This window comes from Dietzia sp. 2505 (assembly GCF_040546785.1).
Taxonomy (GTDB): Bacteria; Actinomycetota; Actinomycetes; order Mycobacteriales; family Mycobacteriaceae; genus Dietzia.
In genome coordinates this window covers 64,640-91,042 of record NZ_JBEPON010000009.1, presented here as the reverse complement: position 1 = coordinate 91,042, position 26,403 = coordinate 64,640, and the positions used below count along the sequence as shown (strand labels likewise).

The following is a 26,403-nucleotide window of genomic DNA, read 5'->3' as shown; positions in this document are numbered from 1 at the left end:
CTGACCACGACCGACGTGATCGCCGCGGACCGCTCAGCCGCCGAGCAGGGACCGGTAGTACTCGGCGAGCCCGGGGTAGTAGTCGGGTTCGAAGCTCAGCGCGTCCGGGTCCCGCCCCGCCTCGGCCTCGACCAACCGGTCCAGGTAGTAGTCCCACCCGGGACCGATCGAGGAGGCCGACTCGGCGTCCGCGATGTCCTGTTCCAGGGAGATGACGGCCTCGCCGTCGTCGCCCTCGATCCTCACGGTGAGCAGCCACCCGCCCGGACCGGTCCGCACCACCAGGAGGCCCGGGGCGTCACAGGTCACCACCTCGACGCCGTCGACGGGATCGCCGTCCTCGGCGGTCATGGTGAGCTGGACGGTGCCGGACGCGGGGTCACCCGACCACGGGCCGATCCACCGGGCGGTGCGGGCCGGGTCGGTGACGGCGACCCACGCCTGCTCGCGGGACATGGGCAGGCGGCGGGGGAACACGACCGATCCCGAGTCGTCGAGGTATCCGGAGGCCGTGGGCGTGGTGGACATGGCGTCTCCTCGCGATCAGAGAGGCGCCGGGGCAGGTGTCAGCGCAGCGCCGGCATCAGCGTATCGCGCATCGGCCCTATGCCATGGCCTCAATTCCGGAACGCGACCCTCTACTCCCTGGTGTCGCGGGGGAGGGTCGGCCCACCGGAGAGGTCGGAGGGCCCCGGCTCCGCGGTCCCCGCGCCCTGCGGGGTGGGGCCCGAGGATCCCGTCTGCTCGGTGGGCGTCGCGGCGTCCGCGGGAGCGTCGGCCCCGGCGCCCTCGGTCAACTGCCGGTCGGTGGCGCCACCCGCCCCGGCGCCCTCGACGGCGGTGCCGCCACCGCTCAGCCCCATGGACGCCCGGATCTGCTCGAGCTTGCTCTTGCCCTCGGACTCGCGGGTGAACGCGGCGGCGTCGAGCTGCGCGCTGGACGGGGATCCCGTGGCCTCCGCGAGCTCCTGCTTGCCGAGCGCCGTGGTGTAGCGACCCTCGATCTTGGCGCGGATCTCGTCGAACGTGGGCGAGTTGCCTCCGCCGACGCCCTCCAGTGAGGACATGGAATCGACGGTCCGGTGCTGCATCTCCGCCTGGGTGGCCTGGAGCAGGAGCTGGTCCTCCTGCGCGAGCGTCTCGCGCAGACGCTGATCGGACTCCCTGACCGCCTGCTTGGCCTGATCGGCGGCCTGTACCGCCTGCCCGTGCAGCTGCTTGGTGTTCTCGAGGTCCTGTTCCAGGGTGACCATCCGACCGGCCAGCTGCTCGGCCTGCGCGTCGAACTGGGCGGCGCGGGCGGTGTCCCCCTCGGCGCGCGCAGACTCGGCCACCTGGAGGGTCTGCCGGATCTGGCCCTGCACCTCGTCGAGCTGCCGGGACTTGGTGCCCATGGCGATCTCGAGCTGCTTGGCGTTGCCGATCACGGCGGCCGCCTGGTCCGTCACCGACTTGTGCTGCTGGCGGGCGTTGTCCATGGCCTGGCGGACGAGGATCTTGGGGTCCGCGTTGTCGTCGACCTTCTTGTCGAGCGAGGCCTTGAGGTAGTTCCAGCTCTTGGAGAACGGGTTCGGCATGGCGGGGTCCTTACTGTCGGCACCGGCGGGCCCCGGACCGGCAGATCGGTCCGGGGCGTGTTCCTACCTCTTGACGGTACCGAGCAGTGCGGCCACGGGCAGCGCGGTCCGCGGCAGGTAGGGCTGGCGCCACAACCCTCCCGAGGCCGCCCCGTGGGACTCGTGCTCCCACTGCACCCCGACGTCCGGCCGTCCCACGTTGAGGTCGTGGACCAACAGCGCGGCGAGCAGTGCCGACGAGGTGGCGGGATCGAAGATCTCGATGCCGAACGCGTGCGCCCCCTTGTAGGTGGCGGCGAGGATCTTGTTCTTGGTGACCGAGCGGGTGTCGGTGGCGGGGGCGACGTTGACGGAGACGGTGTGGCCTTCCGCGAACGCGGTGGTGGCCCGCCAGCGCTGGACCCGCTTGGCGAGCGTGTAGTTGGGCCCCTGCTGGGGCACCAGCGCGTCGTGCACGGCCGGACCGTGCCCCTTCTCGTAGTTGCGGTGGAAGACCTTCTGTCCGGTCAGGGCGCCGACGATCCTCTTGACGTCGGTGGCCTTGCGCGCCGCGAGTGCCGCGTCCGAGGCGCGGCGGACGTCGGCCGGGACCACGAAGGTGTCCATCGGGGTGGCGAGGTAGGCCAGGGCGTCGGCGGTCCCGTCCTTCAACAGGTCGACGACGAGGGCGTCGGCCGCAGACGAGAGCTGGACGTGGGTTCCGCCGTCCGCGTAGAAGTAGCTGCCCACCGTGAGCGGGGCCGGGGCGGCCGCACGGGCCCAGGCGGCGAGCTCGGGGAGCTGGGTGAGCAGGTCGATGCCCGGCCGGCCGTCCGCGTCCGTGGGGAAGTGGAGCCTGCCCGCGAAACCGGCGGCCTGTTGGCGGAACCGGTCCCACACCGGGCTCGAGGGGAGGTCGACTCCCAGGACGTCGGCGCCCCACCGCAACAACCGGGCGGCGGGCCCCATCTCGGAACCCAGGCCGAGCACGAGCATCGCGCGGCCCGGCAGCGAGAGCCACTCAGGGTTGTCCTGCACCAACCTGAGAGCGTCCGCGCAGCTCGGCTCGATCACCCCGGCGTCGACCCACATGTCCAGCCGGGCTCGCAGCATCGCGCCGGTCAGTTCCTCGCCGCGGTAGGGGATGGACAGTTCGGTGGCGGGGGCCGCCGTGCCCTGGACGGTCTCGGTCCCCGGGGTGGATCGGGAGGGGACGACGGCGAGGTAGTCCGTCATCGGGGTCTCGACCGTCTGGCCGTCGACCTCGTGGACGCCGACCATCCTGGACTGCAGTGAATCGAGCGCGGCGCGGGCCACCCCGTCCCATGCGGCGGCATCGGCGACGCCCGCACTGACCAGTTCGGTGAAGGGCTGGATGTATCCCTTGCGCCAGTCCTTGATCTTGTGGACCCGCTCGCCCGCTGCCGGGTCCACGGTGGCGAGTGCGTCGGCGACGACCTGCTTGGCCAGCCGCCCCGAGGAGCGGTTCCCGGCGGAATCGGTGGGGAACTGAACCCCGCTGCTGTTCGGTGTCATGGCGCTCCTGGATCGGGGACAGATTTATCCGAGGTTAACCTCACATTCGTCCACGCGGGAGCCTGTCGCGCGCCTTGCCGACGGCGAGTCCGCCGAATTCAGGTGAGAAGTGATGAATATCACTAAATGACCCGTCGTCAGGTTATTTATCAATAGGCATTTATTTCTTAAGGTCTACATAAGGCGAGGTAGTGGCGCAGGAAGGCTAATTCGGGCGCAATAGGGCACCGGACCTCGGGTTCTGAGGGCGACCTTCCGGCTGGGCATTTGCTGTGGCTTAAGCGGACTTCTTGTAACAGGTCCAGAAAGTTGCTCGATAGGGTGATGACACGATCCGACGGTGGGTGGCCCCCGGGCTTCACACCGGACCGGGCGACGAGGGGGAGAACCCGGGTCGCTGGGTCGTCACCAACAACAGGAAGGCAATTCCTATGAAGAACACCAAGCGGATGATCGCCGTTATCGCCGCCTCCGGACTCGCGCTCGGCGCCATGCCGGGCGTCGCCAACGCGCAGACCGGCAGTGCCGGGCTCGACCTCGGACTCGGCCTCGGCGCCGAGGGCTCGCTCGGCGGCCTCGGCCTCGGGCTCGACCTCGCGCTCGGTTCCGCCGACCCGGCCACCGGTTCGCTGGCTGACGGCTCGCTGGGCGAGACCGGTTCCGACGCCGGTTCGCTGGCTGACGGCTCGCTGGGCGAGACCGGTTCTGACACCGGCTCGCTCGCTGACGGTTCGCTGGGTGAGACGGGTTCTGACGCCGGCTCCGCCGAGGGCTCGCTGGGCGAGACCGGTTCCGATGCCGGTTCGCTGGACGAGGGTTCACTCGGTGAGACCGGCTCCGACGCCGGCTCCGCTGAGGGGTCGGGCGACGCCGAGACCGGCTCGCTCGCCTCGATCTTCGCCGGGCTCGGTTCCTCCGACTTCGGTTCGGGCGACCTGGACGGCTCGCTTGACGGCATCGCCACCGGGTCCGACGCCGGTTCCGACTTCGGCGACACGGGCTCGGACTTCGGTTCGGAAGAGGGCTCGCTGGGCACCGAGACCGGTTCTGACGCCGGTTCGCTGGCTGACGGTTCGCTGGGCGAGACCGGTTCCGACTTCGGTGACACGGGCTCGGACTTCGGTTCGGAAGAGGGCTCGCTGGGCACCGAGACCGGCTCCGATGCCGGTTCGCTGGCCGACGGCTCCCTCGGTGAGACCGGTTCCGACACCGATTCGCTCGACGGTGGCTCGCTCGAGGGCATCCTCGACGCGATCACGGCCGGTTCCTCGGACCTCGGTTCCTCGGACCTCGGCTCCACCTTCGAGGGTTCAGAGACGATCGTCGAGGGCTCGCTCGACTCCGGCTCCCTCGAGGGCGGCTCCGTCGACGCCGGCACCCTGCTCGCGGTCGGCTCGCTCGCTGCTGCCGGCATCGGCATCGGCCTCGCCGTCTCCGGTGGCGTCAACCTCCCGCCGCTCCCGCAGATCAACGTTGGCCTCGTCTGCAACCTCCCGCCGGAGGCCATCGAGTTCCTCAAGGACAACGGCTCCATGGAGCGCCAGGAGTGCGAGCCCGTCGAGGAGCAGAACTGAGTCTCTGACTCTTCCGTGCTGACCCAGTCAGCGATCGGATAGTTCGCCGGCGATCCCCGTCGACCACACGGTCGGCGGGGATCGCCGCACTTCTCGGGGTCTGGATACGCTCTGGGCTATGTCCGTCCCCGACTTCGTCCTCGAGCTCCGCCGTCACGTGGGGACGGCGCCGCTCTGGCTGGCGGGTGCCACCGCCGTCATACGCGACCCTCACAGCGCACGCGTCCTGCTTGTGCGGCGGGCTGACAACGGCTGGTGGACACCCGTGACCGGCATCGTCGACCCGGGCGAGCATCCCGCCGAGGCCGCGGTCCGCGAGGCACGGGAGGAAGCCGCTGTGACCATCCGCGTGGACCGCGTCGCGTCCATCGGCGTCTCCCGGATGGTCACCTACGGCAACGGCGACCGCGCGCAGTACCTCGACCACACCTTCGCCTGTACCTACCTCGACGGTGACCCGCACCCCGCCGACGGTGAGAACACCGACGTCCGCTGGTTCGCGGTCGATGACCTGCCCGAGATGCGCCCCCACATGCTCGCCCGGCTCGAGGCCGGACTGGCGGACGAGGAGCGCACCCGAATCGAGCTGATCACCGAGTCCAACTAGAATCGGGGCATGTCCGCCGACCGGTTCCGAGCCGAGGTGCCCCCCGTGGTGACCGCGGTCGTCGGCATCATCGTCGCGGTGGTCAGCGCGGTGTTCGGCATCGCCGCCCACGGGCTGGCCGCCGGGACGGGTGCGGTGGCCCCGACCCCCGGGCAGATGCTGCTGATCGCGGCGGCGAGCGCGGGCGTGGGGGCGGCCTCCGCAGCCATCGCCCGGCAGCGGTCCCCGATACCGGTGGCGGGGGCCGGTCTGATCGCGGGACAGGGAGTCGTCCACCTCCTCCTGGCGCCCGGGCACACGCACTCGGCCACCCCGGGCTCCTCCCACGCCGTGCTCGGCCACCACGTGACCGACCCCGCCCTCGTCCGCGCCGCGATGGACGGCGCCGGTTCCGAGGTGGCCGCCTCCCCGGCGACGCTGCTGACCCCCGGGATGCTCGGCGCGCACCTCGCCGCGATCGCCGTGACCCTCGCCCTGGTGGCGGTCCTGTCCGTGACCCTGGCCTGGGTGGCGGCGCGGGTGATGCCGCTTCCGGGCACGGCCCACCTCGTCGTCGTCGCCCCGCTCGTCTCCTCCTACGACGCCGGCGCCCTCCGCGACCGGTTCCTCCTGGCCCGCGGAGGCACCCGCGCGCCGCCCGTGGCTGTGTGATCCCACCCCACGCACCGCCCGAGCCACGCGCCGGCGGGCGACCTCACACACCACATCAAGGACTGACACACCCATGCGTTCCCACACCCGTGCCGCCTTCGCCGCGGCCACCGCACTGACCCTCGCCCTGTCCATGGCGGCCTGCGCCTCCGACGATTCCCCCGAGAACACGGGCGCCTCCGACGACTCGACCGAGACCACCAGCGCCTCCGACCAGACGACCAGCGCCGAGTCCGCCGGCGTCGTCGTCCTCGAGGACGGCTGGGCCAAGGCCACGGATTCCGACATGAGCGGCGTCTTCGGCATCATCCGCAACCAGGGTGACGACGACCTCCACCTGACCGGCGTCTCCGGGGAGCTGGGTGGCCGCACCGAGCTGCACGAGACCGTCCCCGGCGGCAGCGGCATGATGATGCAGGAGAAGGAGGACGGCTTCGTCATCCCCGCCGGCGGAGAGCTGATCCTGGAGCCCGGCGGCAACCACATCATGCTGATGGACCTGGACCAGCCCATCACCACCGGCCAGCAGATCACGCTGACCCTGCAGTTCTCCGGCGGCGTCCAGGGCGGTGGCACCGAGCAGGACGTCACCGTCTCCGCCCGCGACTTCCGCGGCGGCGAGGAGGAGTACGTCGGGGGCGACCACGGCGGCATGGACCACGGCGGCATGGACCACGGGGGCATGAACCACGATGGCTGACCAGTCCTCCCGCGGTCTGTCCCGGCGGTCGGTGCTCACCCGCGGCGCCGGAGCCGTGGTGGGTGGCGCCGTCGTCGGGAGTGGACTGGTCGGCGGCGTGGTGGGTGGCGCCGCCGGGTACGCGGGGCGGGGAGTCCTCGACGACGACGAGGCCGTCCCCGACTGGGAGACCGTCGCCGACTCGGGAGTCGTGGGGGCCGCCACCGAGCCGTTCCACGGCCCACACCAGGCCGGCATCACCACGGCGCCGCAGGCTCACGCCGCCTTCGTCGGGTTCGACCTCGCGGCGGGGGCCACCCGCGCCGAGATACAGGGCGTCCTGCGCGCGTGGTCCCAGGACGCCGCCCGGCTCACCTCCGGTCGCGGCGGTCTGGCCGACCTCGAACCCGAACTGGCCCGGGACCCGGCGCGGCTGACGGTCACCATCGGGTTCGGTCCGGGACTGTTCGACGCGGTGCGCATGCCGGAGAAGCGGCCGTCGTGGCTGCGGCAGTTGCCGGCGTTCCCGCAGATCGACCAGCTCGAGGACCGGTGGTCGGAAGGGGATCTGCTGCTCCAGATCTGCGCCGACGACCCGCTCATCGTCTCGCACGCCGCCCGGATCCTCGCGTCCGGCGTGCGAGGCGTGGCCGAGCAGAAGTGGGCGCAGCGGGGATTCCGCAAAGCCGTCGGCACCGACCCGACCGGCCGCACGCAACGGAACCTGTTCGGCCAGATCGACGGGACCGAGAACCCCGGGCCCGACGACGTGGACTTCGACCAGGTCGTGTTCTCCGACGGGAGGTCCTCGGACGGGCAGATCCAGCGGTGGATGCGGGGCGGGTCCTCACTGGTGCTGCGCCGCATCCGCATGACCATGGACACCTGGGAGGAGATCGACCGCACGTCACGCGAGCTGAGTATGGGCCGGCGGATCGACACCGGTGCCCCGCTGACCGGGGTCCACGAGCACGACCCGGCCGACTTCGAGGCCCTCGACGAGGTCGGTCTGCCGGTGATCCCGCCCGGGTCCCACATGGCCCGGGCCCGGCAGCGCGATCGTGGTGAGGCCATGCTCCGGCGGCCGTACAACTACGACGACCCGCCGGAGCCGGGCCGGATCAGCAACAGCGGCCTGATCTTCACCGCCTACCAGGCCGATCCGGTGCGCACCTACATCCCCGTCCAGCGGCGGCTCGCCGAGCAGGACGCGCTCAACACGTGGACCGTCCCGATCGGGTCGGCCGTGTTCGCGCTCCCGCCCGGCGCGCCGGAGGGTGGGTACGTCGGACAGGGGCTGTTCGACGGGTGAGCCGAGGCCCGCGCCGGAGCGGCAGAGTGGGGCGGCGCGGGGTCAGATCGCCGCGGCGATGGCGTCGGCCATGGCCTGCTGACCGAGGGCTGTGGGGTGGAACGCGGCCGCGTTGGTCGGTGCGCCCCCGAGGAAATCGGTCCAGCGCTGGTCGGCCGGTGCGCAGGCGCTGCGGTCGACATCGGAGGTGGGCAGCACCGAGATGTGGCCGTTGCGCTGGGCGGCGGCGTCGACCGCGTCGTTGATGGTCTCGGCCACCCCGCGGGCCCACTGCACGTCGGCGGGGTTGAGCTGGTTGGTGAACGTGCAGCTCCCGCCCTCGGCCGGCATGAGCGGCAGGTACTGGGTGGCCACCACAGTGGCGCCCGGCGCACGGTCGGCGATCGCCGCGTAGACGTCGTCGATCTCGCCGCCCTCGCCGAAGGTCTCCGCGATGCCGGCCGCGATGGTGGTGCCGATGGCGGTCTGGCAGTTCGGCACGCTGGCGAACGGCCCCTGCTTGGTGATGCAGCCGACGATCGTGCCGAAGCCGACGTCGTTGCCGCCGATCGACAGCGTGACCAGGTCGGTGGTCGAGTCCACCGCGTCGAACTGCGGCGGGACGCCCGTGCGCTGCGACACCGTGAGGTCGGGGATCTGGGCACCGCCGCAGGTGGCGTCGGTGAGCTCGCCCACGGCGGGGTTGGGGTCGAGGGCGTTGGCGTAGTTGGTGGCGCTGCGGCCGCACGCCTGTGCGGTGGCGCCGTCGGCCAGCACGGACTGGTCGCCGAAGGCCGCGTACGAGTCGCCCAGGGCCACGTAGGCCGGATAGGCGGACTGGGCGAGGTCGCCGAGCGACCCGGACGCGGTGAGGGGCGTCCCGGCCGTGGACCCGAGGGAGCCGACGGCGATCGTGCCGTCCGTCTGCGTGGTCGACTGCGCGGCCGCGACAGGCGCGGCGGCCAACGCGAGGGACGCGGCCAGCGCGAGGGTCGTGGTGAGGGTGCGTGCGCCGGCGGAGCGGCGGGGTAGGGGAGTGAACATGACCGCAGTCTGCTATCCCGGTTGCCCCACCGTTGGTAGTTGTGGCAACTAAGCAACTTCTACTCTCGTCGGCCGGCGTCGGACCTACCCCGAGAGGGCGGACAGCACCCGACCGGCCACGTGGGCGTGCCCGGCGGACGTGGGATGCACGGGCACCGAGGAGGTCTGCAGGCCGGTGAAGTCGACCCACCGGGTCTCCGGGGGCGTGCACATCGAGTGTCCGGGCTCGTCGGGGATCACGACGGTCGCCCCGTTGCGCTGGGCCGCGTCGCGGACCACCCGGTTGATGCTCTCCTGGAACCCGCGGACCTTGTCCCGTTCGGCCTCGGGGATCGCGATGAACGGGGCACAGTCGGGAGAGGCGAGCAGGGTCCGGTCGTCCGGGATGGCGGAGAGGTATCCCACGGTCACCACGCGCGCGGCGGGGGAGCGCCGGGCGATCTCGGCGTACACCGCGTCCATCCGCCCGTCGAGTTCCTCGAGCGCTTGCGCGGCCTGGCGGTCGATCACATCGGAGCACCCGGTGGTGGCGTCGAAACCCTCGGCGAGTCGCGCGGTCACCGAGTCCACCGTCGGCAGGAACTCGGGCGCGGTGTTGGGCCGGAGGGCGCAGGCCACGATCACCGCGGCGAACCCCACGTCGTTGCCGCCGATGGTCAGTGTGACGAGGTCGGTCCGCGCATCGAGGGCATCGAGTTGGGGTGGCGCCCCGTTGCGCGCGGGCTCCCAGAAATCGTCGGCGGTGGCTCCGCCGCAACTGGCGTTGATGAACGTCCCCACACCGAGCTGGCGGGCCACGACAGTGGGATAGGCGTCGTCGGTCCGCACACACGCGACGGGCCCGGCGCCCCAGGAGCCCGGTGCCACCCGGCCGACGGCGGCGTACGAATCGCCCAGCGCCACATAGCGCGACGGACCGGTTCCGGTGCCGGCGTAGACGGACGGGCCGAGGCCGTCACCGCTCATCTGACCTGCGATGTTCTGCCCCAGCGTCTGCGTGGAGCCGCCGGCCTGCTCGATCGTGGACCCGGTGGACGGGGGAGCGGCGGGGATCGCCGGGGTCGACCCGGCCACGGCGGGGGAGACGAGTGAGGTCAGCAGGACTGATGCGGCGGCCGCCACGGCGCCGGTGATCGCCGGGCCCGCGCCACGACGGGGACGTGAGGTGTGCATGAGATCACTCTCTCATGAACACCTGTCCATCAGACAGGGTCGCGGCCCCGGTTCTCGAGAACCGGGGCCGCGGGAGGCAGCGCCGTCTGGAGGCGGCGGGCGTCAGTCGACGGGCGGCGCGGCGGGCAGGCGGACGACCTGGCCGGCGTAGGACAGTCCCGCACCGAAGCCGATGCACAGCGCGACCTGACCGGGCTCGGCCTCGCCGTCACGCAGCATGGCCTCCATGGCCAGCGGGATCGAGGCCGCCGAGGTGTTCCCGGTCTGCTCGATGTCGTTGGCGATGGCCACCGAGTCGGGGAGACCGAGGTGCTTGGCCATGGCCGAGTTGATACGGCCGTTGGCCTGGTGGGGGATGAACGCCTGGATCTGCTCGGCGGTCACGCCCGCGGTCTCGAGCGTCTCCGCGCACACCTTGGACACCTGCACGGCGGCCCAGCGGAACACCTTGGAGCCGTCCATGAGCAGGTAGGGCTGGAGCACGGCCTCGTCGCGCGCGGCGGCCGCGGAGGCGTCGACCTCGTCCACGTACTGCTTGAAGTCCTTGGTCTGGCGGATGGCGTCGCCCTTCTCACCGTCGGACCCCCACACCACCGGACTGACATCGTTGGTCTCCGACGGGCCCACGACGACCGCTCCGGCGCCGTCGCCGAAGATGAAGGCCGTGTTGCGGTCGGAGAAGTCGATACCGTCGGTCATCTTCTCCACGCCCACCACCACGACGTACCGGGCGCCGCCACCGCGGATCATGTTGGTGGCCACGGCGAGGCCGTAGCCGAATCCCGCGCACCCGGCGGTCAGGTCGAACGCGGCGATGCCGTTCCGGCCGAGGTCGGTGGCCACCTGCGGAGCCGCGTGCGGCACCTGGGTCCAGTTGGTGGAGGTACACACGATCACCGCGTCGACGAGCTCGGGATCGATTCCGGCCGAGGTGACGGCCTTCTTGGCCGCCGCGCTCGACATGGAGACGATGCCCTCGTCCGGCTCCGCCACGCGGCGGTTGAGGATCCCCGAGCGCTCATAGATCCACTCGGAGGTCGAATCGATCGTCTCGCAGATCTCCTCGTTGCTCACCACGCGACGTGGACGGTAGGCGCCGATGCCCAGGAGGGTCGTGCCGGGCGCGCCCTCGCTGGTCGCGATGGTCACGGTGTCGTTGGAATCCGCCATTGCAGATGGTGCTCCTCGTCGGTGTGCGGTTCGTGCGCTGTGCAGGTCTTGCGATGTGCGGTTCGTGGTCGGCGCACGGCTGGTGCTCCCCGACACAGTACTGCTGTCTCGGTGGACATCGTCGCACCAGACGTCGATGTTTCGTCGCCGATCGACCGCCACCCCCGGGTCAGTCCGTGACCAGGCCCTTGAGCCACCCACGCCAGCGCTCGGAGTCCCAGGTGGGCTCGACGCCGTCGACCGCGGCGGCCCCGAGCGGCGCGCCCGACCCGCCCGGGACGTCCACGTACTCGTACGCGCGGACGGCGACGGCGGCGCTGCTCGTCGCGTCCTCGGGCGTGTCCCCGGCCGGGAAGACGTAGAGCTCGATCACACCGTCGACTGGCGCGGAGAGGACGATCAACGCGGAGGCCTCCGACTCGGCCGCCACGATGCCGCCGACCTCGCCGGACCTGGCGACCTCGCCGGCCCGGGCGACCGCACCGGCCCCGGCCGCGGGGGCCACGAGCCGGCTCAGCACCCGCGACCACAACCCCGGCACCGACGACGCGACGGGATCGGTGGCCGCGTGGACTGTCACCACGCCGTCCGCGGGCCGGTGGGTGAGCCGGTGCGCCAGCACGGTCAGGGACTGGGCCCAGCCGCTGACACTGCCGTCGACCGACTCCTCCGCGAGTTGCCCGCCGGAGGCGAACCCGGACCGCAGGGTCAGCACCGTGCCCCCCTCGCCGTCATCGGCGACCTCACAGGAGGTCGTCCACGGGGGCACCGGGATCCCCTCGCCCATCCAGTGATGTTCCTCGAAGGTGAACTCCCCCGGCGCGGTGCCGGAGGGGGGCGAGAAGACCGTGATCTCGCCGACGGTGGCGGTGAGCATCGCCTCGGCGGCCGCCTCCGGCCCGGTCGTGGGATCGGGGGCGCCGGGATCGGCGAACTGTACGATCCGACCGCCCACCTGGGGCTCCAGGGCGCACGGCACGAACCACGACGAGATGCCCTCGCCGGTCGAGACCGCGTCCCACACCACCCCCGGCGCCACCGGGAGCGGCACGCTGCACACCACGTGGCGACCGTCGTCCGTGGCCTCGATCCCTGCCGTCACCCCGTACATGTCGTGCTCCCGCCCGCCCGTCCGACCGTTACCGTCGTCAACGCTACCGGCGTGGGTGCACGACGTAGTCTGTCGGTCGTGATCGCGACGGGAGAGGTGGTCGACCCGGACGGACGCGGGACCGCTCTGCGGGGTCCGGTGGCCGCCACCGCCCTGCTCTTCGCCGCGAACGGGGCGATCTTCGGCGCCATCGTCCCCCGTCTCCCGGACCTCAAGGACGCCCTGGACCTGGGCCCGGCCGCGTTCGGGCTCGCGATGGCGTGTTATCCCGCGGGCGCACTCGTGGGTGGGCTCTTCGCCCCGGTCCTCATGCGCAGACGCTCGGACGGGGCAGTTGCGGTGGCCACGATGGTCGTGGCCTCGCTCGTCGCCGCGGTCCTCGGGCTGTCCCCGACGGTGGGGGTGTTCGCCGGGCTGCTCCTGCTGTTCGGTGTGTGCGATGCCGTCACCGACGTGGCCATGAACGCCCACGGCATCCGCGTGCAGCTCCTCCACGGTCGGTCCCTGATCAACCGGTTCCACGCCGTCTGGTCGCTCGGGGCGGTGCTCGGCGCCGCGGGGGGTTCGGTCGCGGCCGGGGCCGGGGTGCCGGTGGTGGGCCAGATGAGCGCGGCCGGCGTCGTCTGCGCGGGCGCAGTGCTGGCCGCGTACCCCCTGCGGCTGGGCGCCGCGGTGGCGGAGGACCGGTCCGGGCGGGACCTGGATCGCGCACCGGGACCGGTCGCAGCCCCCGGTTCGCCGGCCGCGGACCGCCAGGTCCCGCACCGCCGGATCCCGGGGGGCCGGGCGATGCTGCTGCTGGTGGCGTTCGGGCTGCTCGCCTCGTGCGCGGCGGTCGTGGAGGACTTCGCGCAGACGTGGTCGGCGCTCTACCTACGCGAGGTCGCGGTGGCCGGTGCCGGGCTGGCGGGGCTCGGCTTCATCGCGGTGCAGGGTGCACAACTGCTCGGCCGCCTCACCGGCGACCGGTTGGTCGACGGATTCGGCGCCGCGCATGTGGGCCGCATGGGCGGGGCGTGTGTGGTGGCGGGGTCGGGCGGTGCGCTGGCCGCGTCGTTCGTCCTGGACGGTCCCGTGCTCCTGGCGGTGCTGCTCGCCGGCTTCGCGCTCGCCGGATGGGGCATCGCCACCGTCATCCCGGGTGCGATGGTGGGTGCCGACTCCGTCCCGGGCCTGACCCCGGGCACGGGCCTGGCGGTCCTCAACTGGGTCATGCGACTGGGGTTCCTGGCCTCCCCACCGCTGGTCGGCCTCATCGCCGAACACGCCGGGATGCGGTGGACCGTCGCGCCGGTGGTCGTCGGCGGCGTGCTGATCGCCCTGATGGCCGGTCGGCTTCTCGGACGGACCGACACGAGGCAGGAGACGCGCACATGAGCGGGGCACGAGGGGAACGGCCGTTCGTCAAGAGCCGATCGGACCACGGGCCCGACTTCTACCGCCACGAGGCCGCCGGACTGGCCTGGCTCGCCGCGGCCCCCGGCGGGCCCCGGGTGGTGGAGGTCCTGGGGGTCGACGACGACGAGATCTCCCTCGAGCCCGTTCCCGCCGGTCGCGCCACGGCGCAGGCGGCCCGGCGGTTCGGACGGTCGCTGGCGGTGATGCACGATGCCGGGGCCGCCGCCTGGGGCGCACCCGCCGACGGCTGGGCGGGCCGGTGCTTCATCGGCGACCGTCCCCAGGAGTGCAGGCCCACACGGTCCTGGGGCGAGTTCTACGCCGAGCAGCGCGTGCGGCCGTTCGTCGCGATCGCGGTGGAGCTGGGGGTGCTCGGCGGAGCCGACCTCGCCGTCGTCGAGCGCGCCTGCGACCGGATCGCGGCCGGGGAGGTGGACCACCCCGACGACCGACCCGCCCGCCTCCACGGCGACCTGTGGACGGGGAACGTGCTGTGGGCGCCGGCGCGCGCCGCGGCCGGGGCCGACGACGTCGAGGCCGTGCTCATCGACCCCGCCGCCCACGGCGGACACCGCGAGACCGACCTGGCCATGCTCGCGCTGTTCGGGGCGCCGCACCTGGACGAGATCCTGCGCGGCTATCAGGAGCGCCACCCGCTGCGCGAGGGGTGGCGGCAGCGGGTGCCGCTCCATCAGCTGCACCCGCTGGCCACCCACTCGGCCGGTCACGGCGCCGGCTACGCGGTCGCGCTGGCCGACGCCGCCCGGAAGGTCCTGTTGCTCTGACCCCGGGTCACCGTGCCGGGCTGACGCGGATGACCTGGTCCCGACCGTCGGCGTCGGAGGTGGTCATCAGCAGCGAGCCGTCCGGCTCGGGCGCCAGGGAGCGCAGTCGACCGAACTCGCCCTCGAGGAGCACGGCGGCGTCCCGCACCGACCGCCCGTCCGCGGAGAGACGGAGCAGGACGAGTTTCTGGGTCTTGAGGTTGGCCATGGCCAGGGCGCCCTCCCACTCGCCCCATGCCGATCCCCTGAGGAACTCGATGTCGGCGCTGGCGAGCGTCGGGCGGCCCGAGGACCAGACGGCCTCGACGGCGTCCGGGTAGCGCGTGGTGTCGGTCATCGGCACGTTCTGGTTGTAGCTGCCGCCGATGTTCGGGTTCCAGCCGTAGTTGCCGCCGGGCTGGATGAGGTTCACCTCGTCGTCGACGTCCGGGCCGTGCTCGGCGGAGTAGACGTTCCCGGTCCCGGGCTGGATGGCCAGGCCCTGGATGTTGCGGTGGCCGATCGAGGTGATCACCGAATCGCCGGTCGCGGGCGAACCGTCGGGACGGATGTGCAGCGTCTTGCCGGCCAGCGAGGTGGGGGACTGCGGACCGGTCGGGCTCTGCGAGTCACCGGTGCCCACGTAGATCGACCCGTCGGGGGCCACGAGCAGGCGGCACCCGCTGTGGATGCCCTGGGCGCTGAGCGGGATCCCCGTCAGCGTGTCGCGGACCTTGGTCATCGCGGACCAGTCGTCGGCGGCCCGGAACGTGGTGATCCGGTTGTCCCGGGTCCCGCCGTCGGAACTGGACCAACACACGTGGATGTGGCGGTTGGTGGCGAACCCGGCGTCGACCGCCATTCCCATGAGGCCGCTCTCGGACTGGCGGACCAACCCCGGCAGGTCGATCGCGACATTCCGCTGGGCGCCGCCGGGGAGTTTGGCCACCATGCGGCCGCCGCGTTCGCCGGTGAGGATCGTGCCGTCCGGGGTCCGGACCACGTCCCACGGGACGTTGAGACGGTCGAGGACGGTCGTGGCGGTGACCGCCGGGCTCGCCACCACCTGGATGCCCTCCCCCGCGCCGACACCCACGACCGGCGGGAACAGGATGTTCGGCGGGATGATGCTGATGTCGTTCGACCCCAGGGACCCGGTCTGGGCGATGGCCGTCACGGGGAGCGCGACCGCGACGGCCGCCGCGGCGGCGAGGCCGGCCATGGACCGGCTGCGGAGGCGAGATCTGGTCGGGCGGGGGGTGGGGGTCGGTGACACAGGTGCTCCCTCGATCGTGTGCGGTCGACTTGTGGTGTGACACAAACCATATGCACATATTTCCGAGGGCGGTACCGCACCGACGACAGACCCCGGCCCCCGTCCGTCTATGGGCGGGTGACCGGGGTCGGGGACGTCGTGCGCCCGGGAGGGGCTAGAGCTCCTCGATGGTGGCCGTGGCGTGCACGGTGCCGAGCTTGCGCGGGTTGCGCACCCGCAGCGACCAGGCCGGGTCGCCGGCACCCGAGCCCACACCGGTCCCGACGCCCGGGCCCGACCCGCGCCGGGCGTAGATCGCGAGCTTCGCCGGGAGCACGACGGGCTTGCCGAACTCCACCGAGTAGCGTGCCCGCTCGGGGATGGCGCCCTCGACCACGCCGAGCATGGTGGCGGCCGTCCACATCCCGTGCGCGATGACGTTCGGGAATCCGAACGCCTTGGCGCCCACCTTGGAGACGTGGATGGGGTTGCGGTCCCCGGACACCGACGCGTACTCGGAGATCAGCGACTCGGACACCGACCTGACCACGGTGGGGTCGCCGAGCTCCGCGGCCGTGGGCGGCTCGGGCCTCGGCGGGCGCGGCGCGTCCTTGGGTGGTGTCAGGGACGTCCTGCGCTTGGAGAGCAGGCCCGACCTCTGGACCCAGGCCGGCTCGTCGTCGTCGCCGGTACGGATCTCCGTGACGATGTCGAGCAGCAACCCGGCGGGGTGCTCGCGCAGGTTCTCGGCCCGCGCGCGGATCGAGAGCTCGTCTCCCACCCGCAGCGGGCGGTGGGACTCGATCTCGTTGGTCAGGTGCACCGAGCCCATGGCCGGGACCGGGTAGGCCGGGTCCAGCATGAGCTGCATGCTCAGGGGGAAGGCCAGCGTGAACGGGTAGGTCAGCGGCAGGGCGTCACCGAACCGCAGGTTGCAGACGCGGGCGTAGGCGGCCAGATTGGCCACGTCCACGCGCACGCCCTCGACCTCGACCCCCTTCTCGGGCATCGATGTGCCGTCGCGCTTGCCGCCCACCACGGGAACCGAGCCGACGGCGGCCTTGCCGTACTGGGCCAGGAGGTTGGGGATGGCGGGCAGGCGGGTGTACTCCACGGTGTTCTCCGACACGGTGTCCTCCGAAGACGTGCGGTCCACCCCGATCACGCGCCCAGGAGGGACTGGCCACACACGCGGATCACGTTGTCGGTGACCGCGGAGGAGGCGGGGCTGGCGAAGTAGGCGATCGTCTCGGCCACGTCGACGGGCAGACCGCCCTGCTGCATGGAGTTCATGCGGCGTCCGGCCTCGCGGGTGGCGAACGGGATGGCGGCCGTCATCTGGGTCTCGATGAAGCCGGGGGCCACGGCGTTGACGGTGATATTCTTGGACGCCAGCTCGGCGGAGGCGCCGTCGACGAACCCGATCACACCGGCCTTGGAGGCGGCGTAGTTGGTCTGGCCCCGGTTGCCGGCGATGCCGGCCATCGAGGAGACGCCCACGACGCGGCCACCCTCGGTGAGGACGCCCTTCTCGGCGAGCTCGGCGGTGATCCGCTCCGGCGCGACGAGGTTGACGGCCATGACCGAGTCCCAGCGCGCCGAGTCCATGCCGGCCAGGGTCTTGTCGCGGGTGATGCCCGCGTTGTGGACCAGGATGTCGATGACGCCCTCGTGGCGCTCCTGCACGTGCTTGGCCAGCACCTCGGCGGCGTCGGCGGCGGTGACGTCGAGCGGCAGCGAGGTGCCGCCCACCTTGTTGGCGGTCGCGGAGAGGGACTCGCCGGCGGCGGGGACGTCACAACAGATCACGTGCGCCCCGTCGCGGGAGAGCACGGCGGCGATCTCCGCACCGATGCCCCGGGCCGCGCCCGTGACCACGGCGACCTTGCCCTCGAGGGGGCGGTCCCAGGATCCGGGGGCGGTCGCGGCGCCGGCACCCACGCGGAACACCTGGGCGTCGACGTAGGCGGACTTGCCGGAGAGGATGAAGCGCAGGGTGGACTCGAGGCCCGACGCGCCGGTGTCGGCGTCGGCGGAGACGTAGACCAGCTGGACGGTGGTGCCCCGCTTCATCTCCTTGCCGAGCGAGCGGGTGAAGCCCTCGAGCGCGCGCTGGGCGATGCGCTCCTCCACCGAACCGGTCTCCTCCGGGGTGGTGCCCAGGACGACGACGCGGCCACTGGCGGCGACGCGGCGGACGACGGGGTTGAAGAAGTCGAACAGGGCCTTGAGGTCCTCGGTGCGGCGGATGCCGGTGGCGTCGAAGACCAGGCCGGCGAACTTGCCCTCGGCGTCCGCGCCGGCCAGCTCGTAGTCCGACTCGAGGATCGCGCGGACGGGCTCGACGAGGCGACCCTCGCCGCCGACCAGGACCGGGCCGTGGAGGGCGGGCTGCCCGGCCTCGTACCGGCGGAGCTGCTCGGGCTGCGGGAGGCCGACCTTGCCGGCGATGAACGACCCGGGGGCCGAGGTCACGAACTGCGAATAGAGGTCGAGGTTGCCCTGTGCCATGGCGATCATCTCCTGGAGAGGTGCGGTCTTACGGGTCGACAAGTAACTTACCGCTGAGTAACAATACTCGTCGGGCCGCGCTACGGGCCACCGGATACCGAGATCAAACGGGAGTGACACACGTGACCACCAGCCCCCGCAAGGTCGCCATCGTAGGCGGCAACCGAATCCCCTTCGCCCGATCGAACGGCAAGTACGCGGACGCCTCCAACCAGGACATGCTCACCGCGGCGATCGACGGTCTCGCCAGCCGCTACAACCTGCAGGGCAAGCGCGTCGGGATGGTCGCCGCGGGTGCCGTCCTCAAGCACGCCCGGGACTTCAACCTCACCCGCGAGTCGGTCATCGGCTCCGTTCTCGACTCGTCCAGCCCCGCCTACGACGTCCAGCAGGCCTGCGGCACCGGCCTGGCCACGGCCATCCAGGTCGCCGACGCCATCGCGGTCGGCCGTATCGACGCCGGGATCGCGGGCGGCACCGACACCACCTCGGATGCCCCGCTGGCCGTCAACGACGATCTGCGCAAGATCCTCATCAAGGTCACCTCGGCCAAGAGCACGGTCGACCGGCTCAAGCTCCTCGGTGACATCCGCCCGCAGTCGCTGGTCCCCGAGCAGCCGCAGAACGCGGAGCCCCGCACCGGACTGTCCATGGGCGAGCACGCCGCCATCACCGCCCGCGAGCTCGGCGTGACCCGCGAGGACCAGGACGCACTCGCGGCGGCCAGCCACCACAACCTCGCCGCCTCCTACGAGTCCGGCTTCCAGGACGATCTGGTCACCCCGTTCCTCGGTGTGCCGCGTGACGACAACATGCGTCCCGACTCGTCCGAGGAGAAGCTCGGGAAGCTCAAGCCGGTCTTCGGCAAGCGGGACGCCGAGGCCCACGGCACCGAGGCCACCATGACGGCCGGGAACTCCACCCCGCTCACCGACGGCGCCTCCGCGGTCCTGCTGGCGAGCGAGGCCTGGGCGGAGGAGAACAAGCTCCCGGTCCGCGCCTACCTGGTGGACTCCGAGACCGCGGCGGTGGACTTCATCCACGGCCACGACGGCCGCACCCCGGACGGGCTCCTCATGGCGCCCACCTACGCCGTCCCGCGGCTTCTCGAGCGCAACGGCCTGACCCTGCAGGACTTCGACTACTACGAGATCCACGAGGCGTTCGCCTCGCAGGTCCTGGCCACGCTCGCGGCGTGGGAGTCCGAGGAGTACTGCACCGAGCGCCTGGGTCTGGACTCCGCGCTCGGATCGATCGACCGCAGCAAGCTCAACGTCCACGGTTCCTCGCTGGCGGCCGGGCACCCGTTCGCCGCCACCGGGGCCCGCATCCTGGCCGCGACCGCCAAGCTGCTGGAGGAGAAGGGTTCGGGCCGCGCGCTCATCTCCATCTGCGCCGCCGGTGGCCAGGGCGTCACGGCCATCGTCGAACGGTGAGCCCGACGCGCTGACCGGGCCGGCGTCCCCGGCCGGATGGTCGTTTCCTGAGTGCAGCCCCCGCGTACGGCGCGGGGGCTGCACTCATCGGTAGTGGTCGGTCATAGTGGACCCCACAGTGGTCCGGGTGAGGTGTGGCCCCGGACGGCGACCGGCCGGGGCCAGAGCCCCCGCTCGTGAGGAGGCGTGAGGACGCGTGGACGAGTCCACCACCATCGACGACGACGGCGGTCGCGCGCGGCCCGTCGCGATCGACGGTGTCGACCCGCAGCCCGCTGCCGCCGATCGTCGCCGGTACCGGGTGCGCTCGAGATGGATCCACACGGGTGTCGGCGTGTTCATGGGGCTCGCGGTGCTCTACGGCTTCGATCTGGTCCACAGCATCGGACGGGTGCCGCGCGGGGCCGAGGTGGCCGGGATCCAGGTCGGCGGGATGCGCACGGCCGACGCCGAGCAGCTCCTGATCCGCGAGCTGGGACCACGGGTCGACGAGGAGGTCGACCTGCGGGCCGGCGTCGTGTCCACCACCCTCGATCCCCGATCGGTCGGGCTGTCCGTGGACTGGCAGGGCACCCTCGACCGGGCGGGTGAGCAGCCGCTCAACCCGTTCACCCGGCTGATCAGCCTGGTCTGGTCCACCGAGGTGGGCATCGCCAGCGTGATCCCGGACGCGCGGCTGACCGAGTTCCTGGAGAGACTGGCCCTACAGGCGGACTTCGAACCGCGTGAGGGCGCCATCTGGTTCGACCGGGACGAGGTCCGCTCCGCCATCCCGCTGGACGGCCAGCGACTGCGGATCGAGAGCTCGCGCGATGCGGTGCTCGCCCACTGGCTCGACGACGACGGGGTCGACCTCGTGGTCGACTACACCCCCACCGAGACGCAGGCCGACCGGGTCCGCGCGCTCATCCGCGACGTGGCCGAACCCGCCGCCGGGCGCGACGTGACGTTGCTTGCGTCCCGGATGCGTGAGGACGGCACGGAGCCGCCCGTCACCACCGTCACCACCAGGTTGCCGGCCCCGCCGCCGCCCCCGGGAAGGGAGCGGGCGGTCCCCGCCGAGCGGGAGCTGGAGATGGTCGACCCCGACAGCCCCGATGCCGTGCCCGTGGTGTTCCCCCGGGACCGGATCGGCGAGTATCTGACCTTCGTGCGCGAGGGGGCCGAGCTGGAGCCCCGGTTCGACGCGGACGCGGCCAAGGGGATCCTGGAGCCGCTGATGGAGGAGACCGAGCAGGAGGGCAGGGACGCCTCGTTCTCCTTCAGCGGGTCGTCCGCCTCCGTGGTGCCCGCGGTCCAGGGGCGCACGGTCTCATGGGGTCCGCTGCTCGGTGCACTTCCGGGCCAGCTCACCGACGTCCAGGGGCCGCGGGTGCTCCCCGTCGGTTACGTGGGCCGGGATCCGGAGCTCACCACCGAGGAGGCCGAGCGGGCCGGGATCCGCGAGCCGGTCGGGGAGTTCACCGTCGCGGTGGGCGCCAGCGGCCGGGCGCAGTCGATGATCGCCTCGCTCGCCGGTCAGTTCGTCCCCGCCGGCGAGTCCTTCTCGATGGCCGACGTCGCCGGCACCGTTTCCGGGGACGTCTCCGCCGACGCGGTGGCCACCGCCCTGTTCAACGCGGCCTTCGAGGCCGGAGCTCAGGGGCTGGTCCGGACGGGGCGGGGTGTCGACGGGGCGCAGTTCCCCGCGGGCCGCGACGCCACCGCGTCCGCGGACGTGGGCTTCCGCAACGACCAGGGGACCGGTCTCGTGATCGACGCCTCCGGTGGCGGTGGATCGGTCACCGTCCGGCTGTGGGGGACCCGCGAGTACACCGTCCGGGTCTCGAGCGCGCCCCGGGCCGACCTCCGACGCGCCGAGACCCGCGTCGTCACCAACGGCGGGTGCACCCCGGACCCGGGGGCCGACGGGTACACGGCCCGGGTCACCCGCGTGGTACAGCGGGGCGAGGAGACGGTCAGCACCGACACCGTGTCGTCCACCTATGCGCCCCGGGTCCGGATCGAGTGTCGGGTGGAGAGCCCGGCGCCCGCGGCCGAGCCGCCCGGCCCGGTCGCGCCGCCGCCGGTGCCGGACGACGCCATCCGGATCCCGGGTCTGCCGGAGTTCCGGATCCCGGTCCTGCCCGGCCCCTGACCACTCCCGCCGCCCCGCCCCGCCCCACCCCGCCCCGTCCCCGCCCGGCCCCGGAGCCACTGATGCGCCCGAAATGCACGGATCCCCGGGGCTTGTGCGTCGTGTCGGGACCGGACACGGCGCACAACCCCCGGGGAACGCGGGGCGCGGGTCAGCGGTGGATCAGAACGCGGCCTCGTCCAGCTCCATGAGCTCGCTGCCGAGGCCGGCGACGATCCCGCGGGTGGCGGTGATCAGCGGGAGCTCGTTGTTCGCGAACCACTTGGCGGCGGCGATCTTGCCGTTGTAGAAGCCCTTGTCGGCGTCCGACGCGCCGTCCAGCGCCCCGAGGGCCACCTCTGCGCCGACGAGCAGTCGCCAGCCCATCATGAGGTCGCCGAAAGCCATGAGCAGACGGACGGAGGCCAGACCGATGGTGTAGAGGTGCTTGGGATCCTCCTGTGAGGCGAGGAGGTGGTCGAAGCAGGTGCCGACCATCGCCTCGACGTCGGCGAGCGCGGTGGCCAGGACCTCGCGCTCGGCGGTCAGCTCCGCGGGTCCGTCGGCCTCGAGGAACTTCTTGATCTGCGCCGAGACGTGACCGATGGCGGTACCGCGGTCGCGGGCGATCTTGCGGAAGAAGAAGTCCTGCGCCTGGATCGCGGTGGTGCCCTCGTACAGCGAGTCGATCTTGGCGTCGCGGATGTACTGTTCGATCGGGTAGTCCTGCAGGAAGCCCGACCCGCCGAAGGTCTGCAGCGACTCGGTGAGCAGCTCGTACGCCCGCTCGGACCCGACGCCCTTGACGATCGGCAGGAGCAGGTCGTTGACGCGGTGGGCGAGCTCGCCGTCGGCACCGGAGACGCGCTGGGCGATCTCGACGTCCTGATGGGCTGCGGTGTACATGTACACCGCGCGCAGGCCCTCGGCGAACGCCTTCTGGCGGATGAGCGCCCGGCGCACGTCCGGGTGGTGGGTGATGGTCACGCGGGGGGCGTTCTTGTCGGCCATCTCGATCATGTCGCCACCCTGGACGCGCTCCTTGGCGAACTCCAGGGCGTTGAGGTACCCGGTCGAGAGGGTGGAGATGGCCTTGGTGCCGACCATCATCCGGGCGTGCTCGATCACGTCGAACATCTGCCGGATGCCCAGGTTGAGCTCGCCGTCGCCGACGATCCAGCCCTTGGCCGGGACGCCGTGGCCGCCGAAGGTCAGCTCACACGTGGTGGAGACCTTGATGCCCATCTTGTGCTCGACACCGGTGACGAACACGCCGTTGCGCTCGCCCAGCTCGCCGGTCTCGAAGTCGAAGTGGATCTTGGGGACGAAGAACAGCGACAGTCCCTTGGTGCCCGGGCCCGCGCCCTCGGGGCGGGCCAGGACCAGGTGGAAGATGTTCTCGAACATGTCGTCAGAGTCGGCGGAGGTGATGAACCGCTTGACGCCCTCGATGTGCCAGCTGCCGTCGTCCTGCTTGACGGCCTTGGTGCGGCCGGCACCGACGTCGGATCCGGCGTCGGGCTCGGTGAGCACCATGGTCGCGCCCCAACCGCGCTCGACGCAGGTGGCCGCCCACTTCTTCTGCTCCTCGGTGCCGTTCTCGTACAGCACGGCCGCGAAGGACGGGCCGGCTCCGTACATGAACGCGGGGGGGTTGGCGCCGAGCATCATCTCGCCGGTGGCCCACACCATCGCGCGGGGGGCGGGCATGCCGCCGAGGTCCTCCGGCAGACCCATCGACCAGTAGCCGGCGTCGTACCAGGCGCGGAACGACTTCTTGAAGTCCTCGGGGAGGGAGACCGAGTGGGTCTCGGGGTCGAAGACCGGCGGGTTGCGGTCCGCCGACGAGAAGGACTCGGCGACCGGGCCCTCGGTGAGGGTCGCGACCTCGGAGAGGATGCCCCGGGCGGTGTCGGTGTCCATGTCGCCGAACTCGCCGGCGTCGAGTGCCTCGTTCATGCGCAGGACCTCGAACATGTTGAACTCGAGATCGCGGACGTTGCTCTTGTAGTGACCCATTACGGTCTTCTCCGATCGGAGTGCGGTGTCGTGGCAATGGAGGTGGCCGCGCGGGTCGGCACTGGTGTCCATGGGCGCACCGGAACCTACCCGTCGGTAACAAGACAGATGTTAGTGCGTCGTCAGCGATCCGTCCAAGGTGAGGGAAGACTCTTATTTCGCTGGTGGGCGGCGTCCGGCCGATCGCGCCGCGTCGAGCAGGATCGATTTCTCGGCCCGCGCCACGGTCCGTCGGGTGATCTCGGCGTAATCCGGTGTCACCGACACCGACGTCACGCCCCTGCGGACGAGATGCTCGGCCATCGCCGGGTCGGTCGAGGCGGCCTGACCGCACAGCGAGACCGTGAGCCCCGAGTCGTGGCAGCGGTCGATGATCTGGTCGATGAACGCGAGTACCGCCGGGTCCATCGAGTCGAAGAGTTCCGCGCACACCTCGGAGTCGCGGTCCACCCCGAGCGTCAACTGGGTGAGGTCGTTGGACCCGATCGAGACGCCGTCGATGCCCATCGCGGCGTACTCGGGGATCCAGTGGACGACCGACGGGACCTCGGCCATGATCCACCGCTTGAGGCCCGGGTCTCGCCCGAGCGGGTGGGCGTCGATGATGTCCAGACAGGCGCGGAGCTCCCACCCGGTGCGGACGAACGGGATCATCAGGTGCAGGTTGCCGTGCTTCTGACGCACCCGGGCCAGCGCGTCCAGTTCCAACCGGAACAGGTCCGGCTCCCGGGTGTACCGGAAGCACCCGCGGTAGCCGATCATCGGGTTGCGTTCCTCGGCCTCGACCTCCCCGCCGAGCAGGCCGCGGAACTCGTTGGAACGCAGGTCGGTGGCGCGGTAGACGACCGGCCGGGGCTCGAAGGCCGCGGCGATCGTGCTGATCCCCGAGGCCATCCGGCCGACGTACTCCTCCGCCCTCCCCTCGGCGATGAGAGTGCGCGGGTGGACGCCGTCCAGCGCGCTGGTGATGAGGAACTCCGCGCGCAGCAGGCCCACGCCGTCGACGTCCATCGCGGCGACCCTGGCCGCGGCGTCGGGGGTCGCGAGGTTGACGTATACCGCGGTCGCGGTGACCTCGCGGGTCCTCACCTCGGGCGCCCGACCCGCGTCGGCGGGGGCGTGCTCGACGGCGGCCCGGCGGACGGTGCCCGGGTAGACCACACCGGCGGTGCCGTCGACGGTGATCGTCTGGCCGTCGCGGATGTCCGTGGTCGCCGACCGGGTGCCGACGATGACGGGGCGGCCCAGCTCACGGCCGACGATCGCCGCGTGACAGGTGACCCCGCCCTCGTCGGTGACGATCGCCGCGGCCCGCTTGAGGATCGGGAGCCAGTCCGGGTCGGTCATCGTGGCGACGAGGATCTCGCCGGGCGCCAGGTCGGCCCCGTCCGCGAGCTCGCGCAGGACCCGCGCTCGTCCAGTGGCCGTGCCCGGGCCCGCGCCCAGTCCCTCGACGATCGGGTCGACGTCGGTGTCGGACACGGTCCCGTTCTCGCCGGCCCCGCCCGCCGGTTCCCCGGTTGTCGCCCGCCCCACGAGGGTGGTGATCGGCCGGGTCTGGACGAGGTAGAGCTCGCCGTCCTCGATCGCGAACTCGGTGTCCTGCGGTGTGCCGTAGTGCGCCTCGGACGCCATCGCCAGTCGGGCGACGGCCAGCACCTGCTCGTCGTCGAGGACGCGGGTGTTCTGCATCTCCTCGGGGACGGGGACCAGCCCGTCCCCGGTGCGGCCGGCGACGATCCGTGTGACCTTCCGGCCCACGTGGGCGGTGAGGATGCGCAGGTCGGACTTGGAGACGACGTAGGTGTCGGGTTCGACCTTCCCGCCCACGACGACCTCCCCGAGTCCGAAGGCCGCCTCGATCACCACCCGGTCGGTCTGGGAGGTACGGGGGTCGGCGGTGAAGGCCACCCCGGAGGTGTCGGAGCGGACCATCCGTTGGACGACCACGGCGATGGAGGGCTCCTCGTCGTACCCCGACACCGCCCGGTAGGTCATCGCCCGCGGGGACCACAGCGAGCACCAGCACTTGCGGACCGCGTCGAGCAGGGCGTCCCCGCCGACGACGTCGGTGTACGACTCGTGGATCCCGGCGAACGACGTGTCGCCGGCGTCCTCGGCGGGGGCGGAGCTGCGGACCGCGACGGGGACGTCGGTGCCCAGCGTGCGGTGGTGCTCGAGGATCGACTCGCGCAGCCGGACCGGAAGCTCCACCCCCGCGACGGTCCGCGTGAGGTCCTGCGACCTGGCGATGAGCTCGGCCTCGGTGAGGCCCTCTTCCGGTACCCGCTCGGAGTGGAGGCGCGCGCGGATGCCGCCGGCGTCCATCGCCTCCAGATACGCCGACTGGCCGATCGCGAACCCGGGTGGCACTGCGAGCCCGGCGCCCGTCATCTCCCCGAGGTTGGCCGATTTCCCGCCGTACTCGGGTGCGTCGTCGAGCCGTAGATCATCGAAGGTCGTGACCCGCTGTGCGTTCATGTCGTGCCCCTTCCGGGAACGCTGTCCGGTC

The 26,403-nt window shown here is 71.8% G+C and carries 21 protein-coding genes; 9 read left to right on the top strand and 12 right to left on the bottom strand.

The window, feature by feature from the left end; genetic code table 11:
* Positions 1–33: 33 nt before the first annotated feature.
* The 3 genes from ABIE38_RS16040 to ABIE38_RS16030 form a co-directional block, all read right to left on the bottom strand.
* Positions 34–528 carry an SRPBCC domain-containing protein gene (locus ABIE38_RS16040; protein WP_354057968.1) on the bottom strand — a complete coding sequence of 165 codons (495 nt, stop codon included), beginning with the start codon at positions 526–528 and terminating at the stop codon, positions 34–36.
* A 110-nt stretch (positions 529–638) separates the two neighbouring features.
* A complete protein-coding gene (locus ABIE38_RS16035) occupies positions 639–1,577 on the bottom strand; it encodes a PspA/IM30 family protein (RefSeq protein ID WP_354057966.1) in 939 nt (312 codons plus the stop codon).
* Positions 1,578–1,640: 63 nt separating this feature from the next.
* Entirely contained in the window at positions 1,641–3,092 is a 1,452-nt protein-coding gene (locus ABIE38_RS16030; RefSeq protein ID WP_354057964.1) for a hypothetical protein, read from the bottom strand.
* A 431-nt stretch (positions 3,093–3,523) separates the two neighbouring features.
* Here ABIE38_RS16030 and ABIE38_RS16025 point away from each other — a divergent pair, with 431 nt between their 5' ends.
* From ABIE38_RS16025 to ABIE38_RS16005, 5 genes are all read left to right on the top strand, one after another.
* Entirely contained in the window at positions 3,524–4,666 is a 1,143-nt protein-coding gene (locus ABIE38_RS16025; RefSeq protein WP_354057962.1) for a hypothetical protein, read from the top strand.
* Between the two features lie 118 nt (positions 4,667–4,784).
* A complete protein-coding gene (locus tag ABIE38_RS16020) occupies positions 4,785–5,273 on the top strand; it encodes an NUDIX hydrolase (RefSeq protein WP_354057960.1) in 489 nt (162 codons plus the stop codon).
* 9 nt (positions 5,274–5,282) lie between these two features.
* Complete coding sequence (locus ABIE38_RS16015) at positions 5,283–5,924, top strand: hypothetical protein (RefSeq protein ID WP_354057958.1); 642 nt, start codon at positions 5,283–5,285, stop codon at positions 5,922–5,924.
* 73 nt (positions 5,925–5,997) lie between these two features.
* Positions 5,998–6,624 carry a copper chaperone PCu(A)C gene (locus tag ABIE38_RS16010; protein ID WP_354057956.1) on the top strand — a complete coding sequence of 209 codons (627 nt, stop codon included), beginning with the start codon at positions 5,998–6,000 and terminating at the stop codon, positions 6,622–6,624.
* A complete protein-coding gene (locus ABIE38_RS16005; protein ID WP_354057954.1) occupies positions 6,617–7,915 on the top strand; it encodes a Dyp-type peroxidase in 1,299 nt (432 codons plus the stop codon). Before ABIE38_RS16010 ends, ABIE38_RS16005 begins: the two co-directional genes overlap by 8 nt.
* A gap of 42 nt (positions 7,916–7,957) precedes the next feature.
* Here ABIE38_RS16005 and ABIE38_RS16000 read toward each other — a convergent pair whose 3' ends face one another.
* The 4 genes from ABIE38_RS16000 to ABIE38_RS15985 all read right to left on the bottom strand — a co-directional run bounded on the left by ABIE38_RS16000 (position 7,958) and on the right by ABIE38_RS15985 (position 12,392).
* Positions 7,958–8,938, bottom strand: a complete 981-nt coding sequence (locus ABIE38_RS16000; protein ID WP_354057952.1) for an SGNH/GDSL hydrolase family protein — start codon at positions 8,936–8,938, stop codon at positions 7,958–7,960.
* Between the two features lie 84 nt (positions 8,939–9,022).
* Positions 9,023–10,111, bottom strand: a complete 1,089-nt coding sequence (locus ABIE38_RS15995; RefSeq protein WP_354057950.1) for an SGNH/GDSL hydrolase family protein — start codon at positions 10,109–10,111, stop codon at positions 9,023–9,025.
* A gap of 102 nt (positions 10,112–10,213) precedes the next feature.
* A complete protein-coding gene (locus ABIE38_RS15990) occupies positions 10,214–11,281 on the bottom strand; it encodes a beta-ketoacyl-ACP synthase III (protein WP_354057948.1) in 1,068 nt (355 codons plus the stop codon).
* Positions 11,282–11,450: 169 nt separating this feature from the next.
* Positions 11,451–12,392 (bottom strand): SRPBCC family protein, encoded by a 942-nt coding sequence (locus ABIE38_RS15985; RefSeq protein WP_354057947.1) that lies wholly within the window; start codon positions 12,390–12,392, stop codon positions 11,451–11,453.
* Between the two features lie 78 nt (positions 12,393–12,470).
* Here ABIE38_RS15985 and ABIE38_RS15980 point away from each other — a divergent pair, with 78 nt between their 5' ends.
* Entirely contained in the window at positions 12,471–13,769 is a 1,299-nt protein-coding gene (locus ABIE38_RS15980; protein ID WP_354057945.1) for an MFS transporter, read from the top strand.
* Complete coding sequence (locus tag ABIE38_RS15975; protein WP_354057943.1) at positions 13,766–14,575, top strand: fructosamine kinase family protein; 810 nt, start codon at positions 13,766–13,768, stop codon at positions 14,573–14,575. The genes ABIE38_RS15980 and ABIE38_RS15975 overlap by 4 nt, the downstream gene beginning before the upstream one ends.
* Positions 14,576–14,582: 7 nt before the next feature.
* Here ABIE38_RS15975 and ABIE38_RS15970 read toward each other — a convergent pair whose 3' ends face one another.
* The 3 genes from ABIE38_RS15970 to ABIE38_RS15960 form a co-directional block, all read right to left on the bottom strand.
* On the bottom strand, positions 14,583–15,830 hold the full coding sequence (locus tag ABIE38_RS15970; RefSeq protein WP_354057941.1) for a PQQ-dependent sugar dehydrogenase: 1,248 nt from the start codon (positions 15,828–15,830) through the stop codon (positions 14,583–14,585).
* Positions 15,831–15,984: 154 nt separating this feature from the next.
* A complete protein-coding gene (locus tag ABIE38_RS15965; protein WP_354057939.1) occupies positions 15,985–16,938 on the bottom strand; it encodes a MaoC family dehydratase in 954 nt (317 codons plus the stop codon).
* A gap of 32 nt (positions 16,939–16,970) precedes the next feature.
* A complete protein-coding gene (locus ABIE38_RS15960) occupies positions 16,971–18,320 on the bottom strand; it encodes a 3-oxoacyl-ACP reductase (RefSeq protein WP_502914797.1) in 1,350 nt (449 codons plus the stop codon).
* A 122-nt stretch (positions 18,321–18,442) separates the two neighbouring features.
* On the opposite strand from ABIE38_RS15960, the gene ABIE38_RS15955 reads away from it, so the two are divergent.
* Together ABIE38_RS15955 and ABIE38_RS15950 are read left to right on the top strand one after the other, a co-directional pair.
* Positions 18,443–19,756, top strand: a complete 1,314-nt coding sequence (locus tag ABIE38_RS15955; protein ID WP_354057937.1) for an acetyl-CoA C-acetyltransferase — start codon at positions 18,443–18,445, stop codon at positions 19,754–19,756.
* A gap of 196 nt (positions 19,757–19,952) precedes the next feature.
* On the top strand, positions 19,953–21,893 hold the full coding sequence (locus ABIE38_RS15950) for a VanW family protein (protein WP_354057935.1): 1,941 nt from the start codon (positions 19,953–19,955) through the stop codon (positions 21,891–21,893).
* A gap of 162 nt (positions 21,894–22,055) precedes the next feature.
* Here ABIE38_RS15950 and ABIE38_RS15945 read toward each other — a convergent pair whose 3' ends face one another.
* Positions 22,056–23,891: an acyl-CoA dehydrogenase gene (locus tag ABIE38_RS15945; RefSeq protein ID WP_354058175.1), complete on the bottom strand. Its 1,836-nt coding sequence runs from the start codon at positions 23,889–23,891 to the stop codon at positions 22,056–22,058.
* A gap of 153 nt (positions 23,892–24,044) precedes the next feature.
* The gene (ppsA, locus tag ABIE38_RS15940) at positions 24,045–26,372 is read right to left on the bottom strand and encodes a phosphoenolpyruvate synthase (protein ID WP_354057933.1); all 2,328 of its coding nucleotides are present in this window, start codon (positions 26,370–26,372) and stop codon (positions 24,045–24,047) included.
* Between the last annotated feature and the right edge of the window lie 31 nt (positions 26,373–26,403).

Excerpts from the sequence above, each read along its gene's own strand:
- ABIE38_RS16040 (WP_354057968.1), bottom strand. The coding sequence starts at position 528 with ATGTCCACCACGCCCACGGCCTCCGGATACCTCGACGACTCGGGATCG.
- ABIE38_RS16035 (WP_354057966.1), bottom strand. The coding sequence starts at position 1,577 with ATGCCGAACCCGTTCTCCAAGAGCTGGAACTACCTCAAGGCCTCGCTC.
- ABIE38_RS16030 (WP_354057964.1), bottom strand. The coding sequence starts at position 3,092 with ATGACACCGAACAGCAGCGGGGTTCAGTTCCCCACCGATTCCGCCGGG.
- ABIE38_RS16025 (WP_354057962.1), top strand. The coding sequence starts at position 3,524 with ATGAAGAACACCAAGCGGATGATCGCCGTTATCGCCGCCTCCGGACTC.
- ABIE38_RS16020 (WP_354057960.1), top strand. The coding sequence starts at position 4,785 with ATGTCCGTCCCCGACTTCGTCCTCGAGCTCCGCCGTCACGTGGGGACG.
- ABIE38_RS16015 (WP_354057958.1), top strand. The coding sequence starts at position 5,283 with ATGTCCGCCGACCGGTTCCGAGCCGAGGTGCCCCCCGTGGTGACCGCG.
- ABIE38_RS16010 (WP_354057956.1), top strand. The coding sequence starts at position 5,998 with ATGCGTTCCCACACCCGTGCCGCCTTCGCCGCGGCCACCGCACTGACC.
- ABIE38_RS16005 (WP_354057954.1), top strand. The coding sequence starts at position 6,617 with ATGGCTGACCAGTCCTCCCGCGGTCTGTCCCGGCGGTCGGTGCTCACC.
- ABIE38_RS16000 (WP_354057952.1), bottom strand. The coding sequence starts at position 8,938 with ATGTTCACTCCCCTACCCCGCCGCTCCGCCGGCGCACGCACCCTCACC.
- ABIE38_RS15995 (WP_354057950.1), bottom strand. The coding sequence starts at position 10,111 with ATGCACACCTCACGTCCCCGTCGTGGCGCGGGCCCGGCGATCACCGGC.
- ABIE38_RS15990 (WP_354057948.1), bottom strand. The coding sequence starts at position 11,281 with ATGGCGGATTCCAACGACACCGTGACCATCGCGACCAGCGAGGGCGCG.
- ABIE38_RS15985 (WP_354057947.1), bottom strand. The coding sequence starts at position 12,392 with ATGTACGGGGTGACGGCAGGGATCGAGGCCACGGACGACGGTCGCCAC.
- ABIE38_RS15975 (WP_354057943.1), top strand. The coding sequence starts at position 13,766 with ATGAGCGGGGCACGAGGGGAACGGCCGTTCGTCAAGAGCCGATCGGAC.
- ABIE38_RS15960 (WP_502914797.1), bottom strand. The coding sequence starts at position 18,320 with ATGGCACAGGGCAACCTCGACCTCTATTCGCAGTTCGTGACCTCGGCC.
- ABIE38_RS15945 (WP_354058175.1), bottom strand. The coding sequence starts at position 23,891 with ATGGGTCACTACAAGAGCAACGTCCGCGATCTCGAGTTCAACATGTTC.
- ppsA (WP_354057933.1), bottom strand. The coding sequence starts at position 26,372 with ATGAACGCACAGCGGGTCACGACCTTCGATGATCTACGGCTCGACGAC.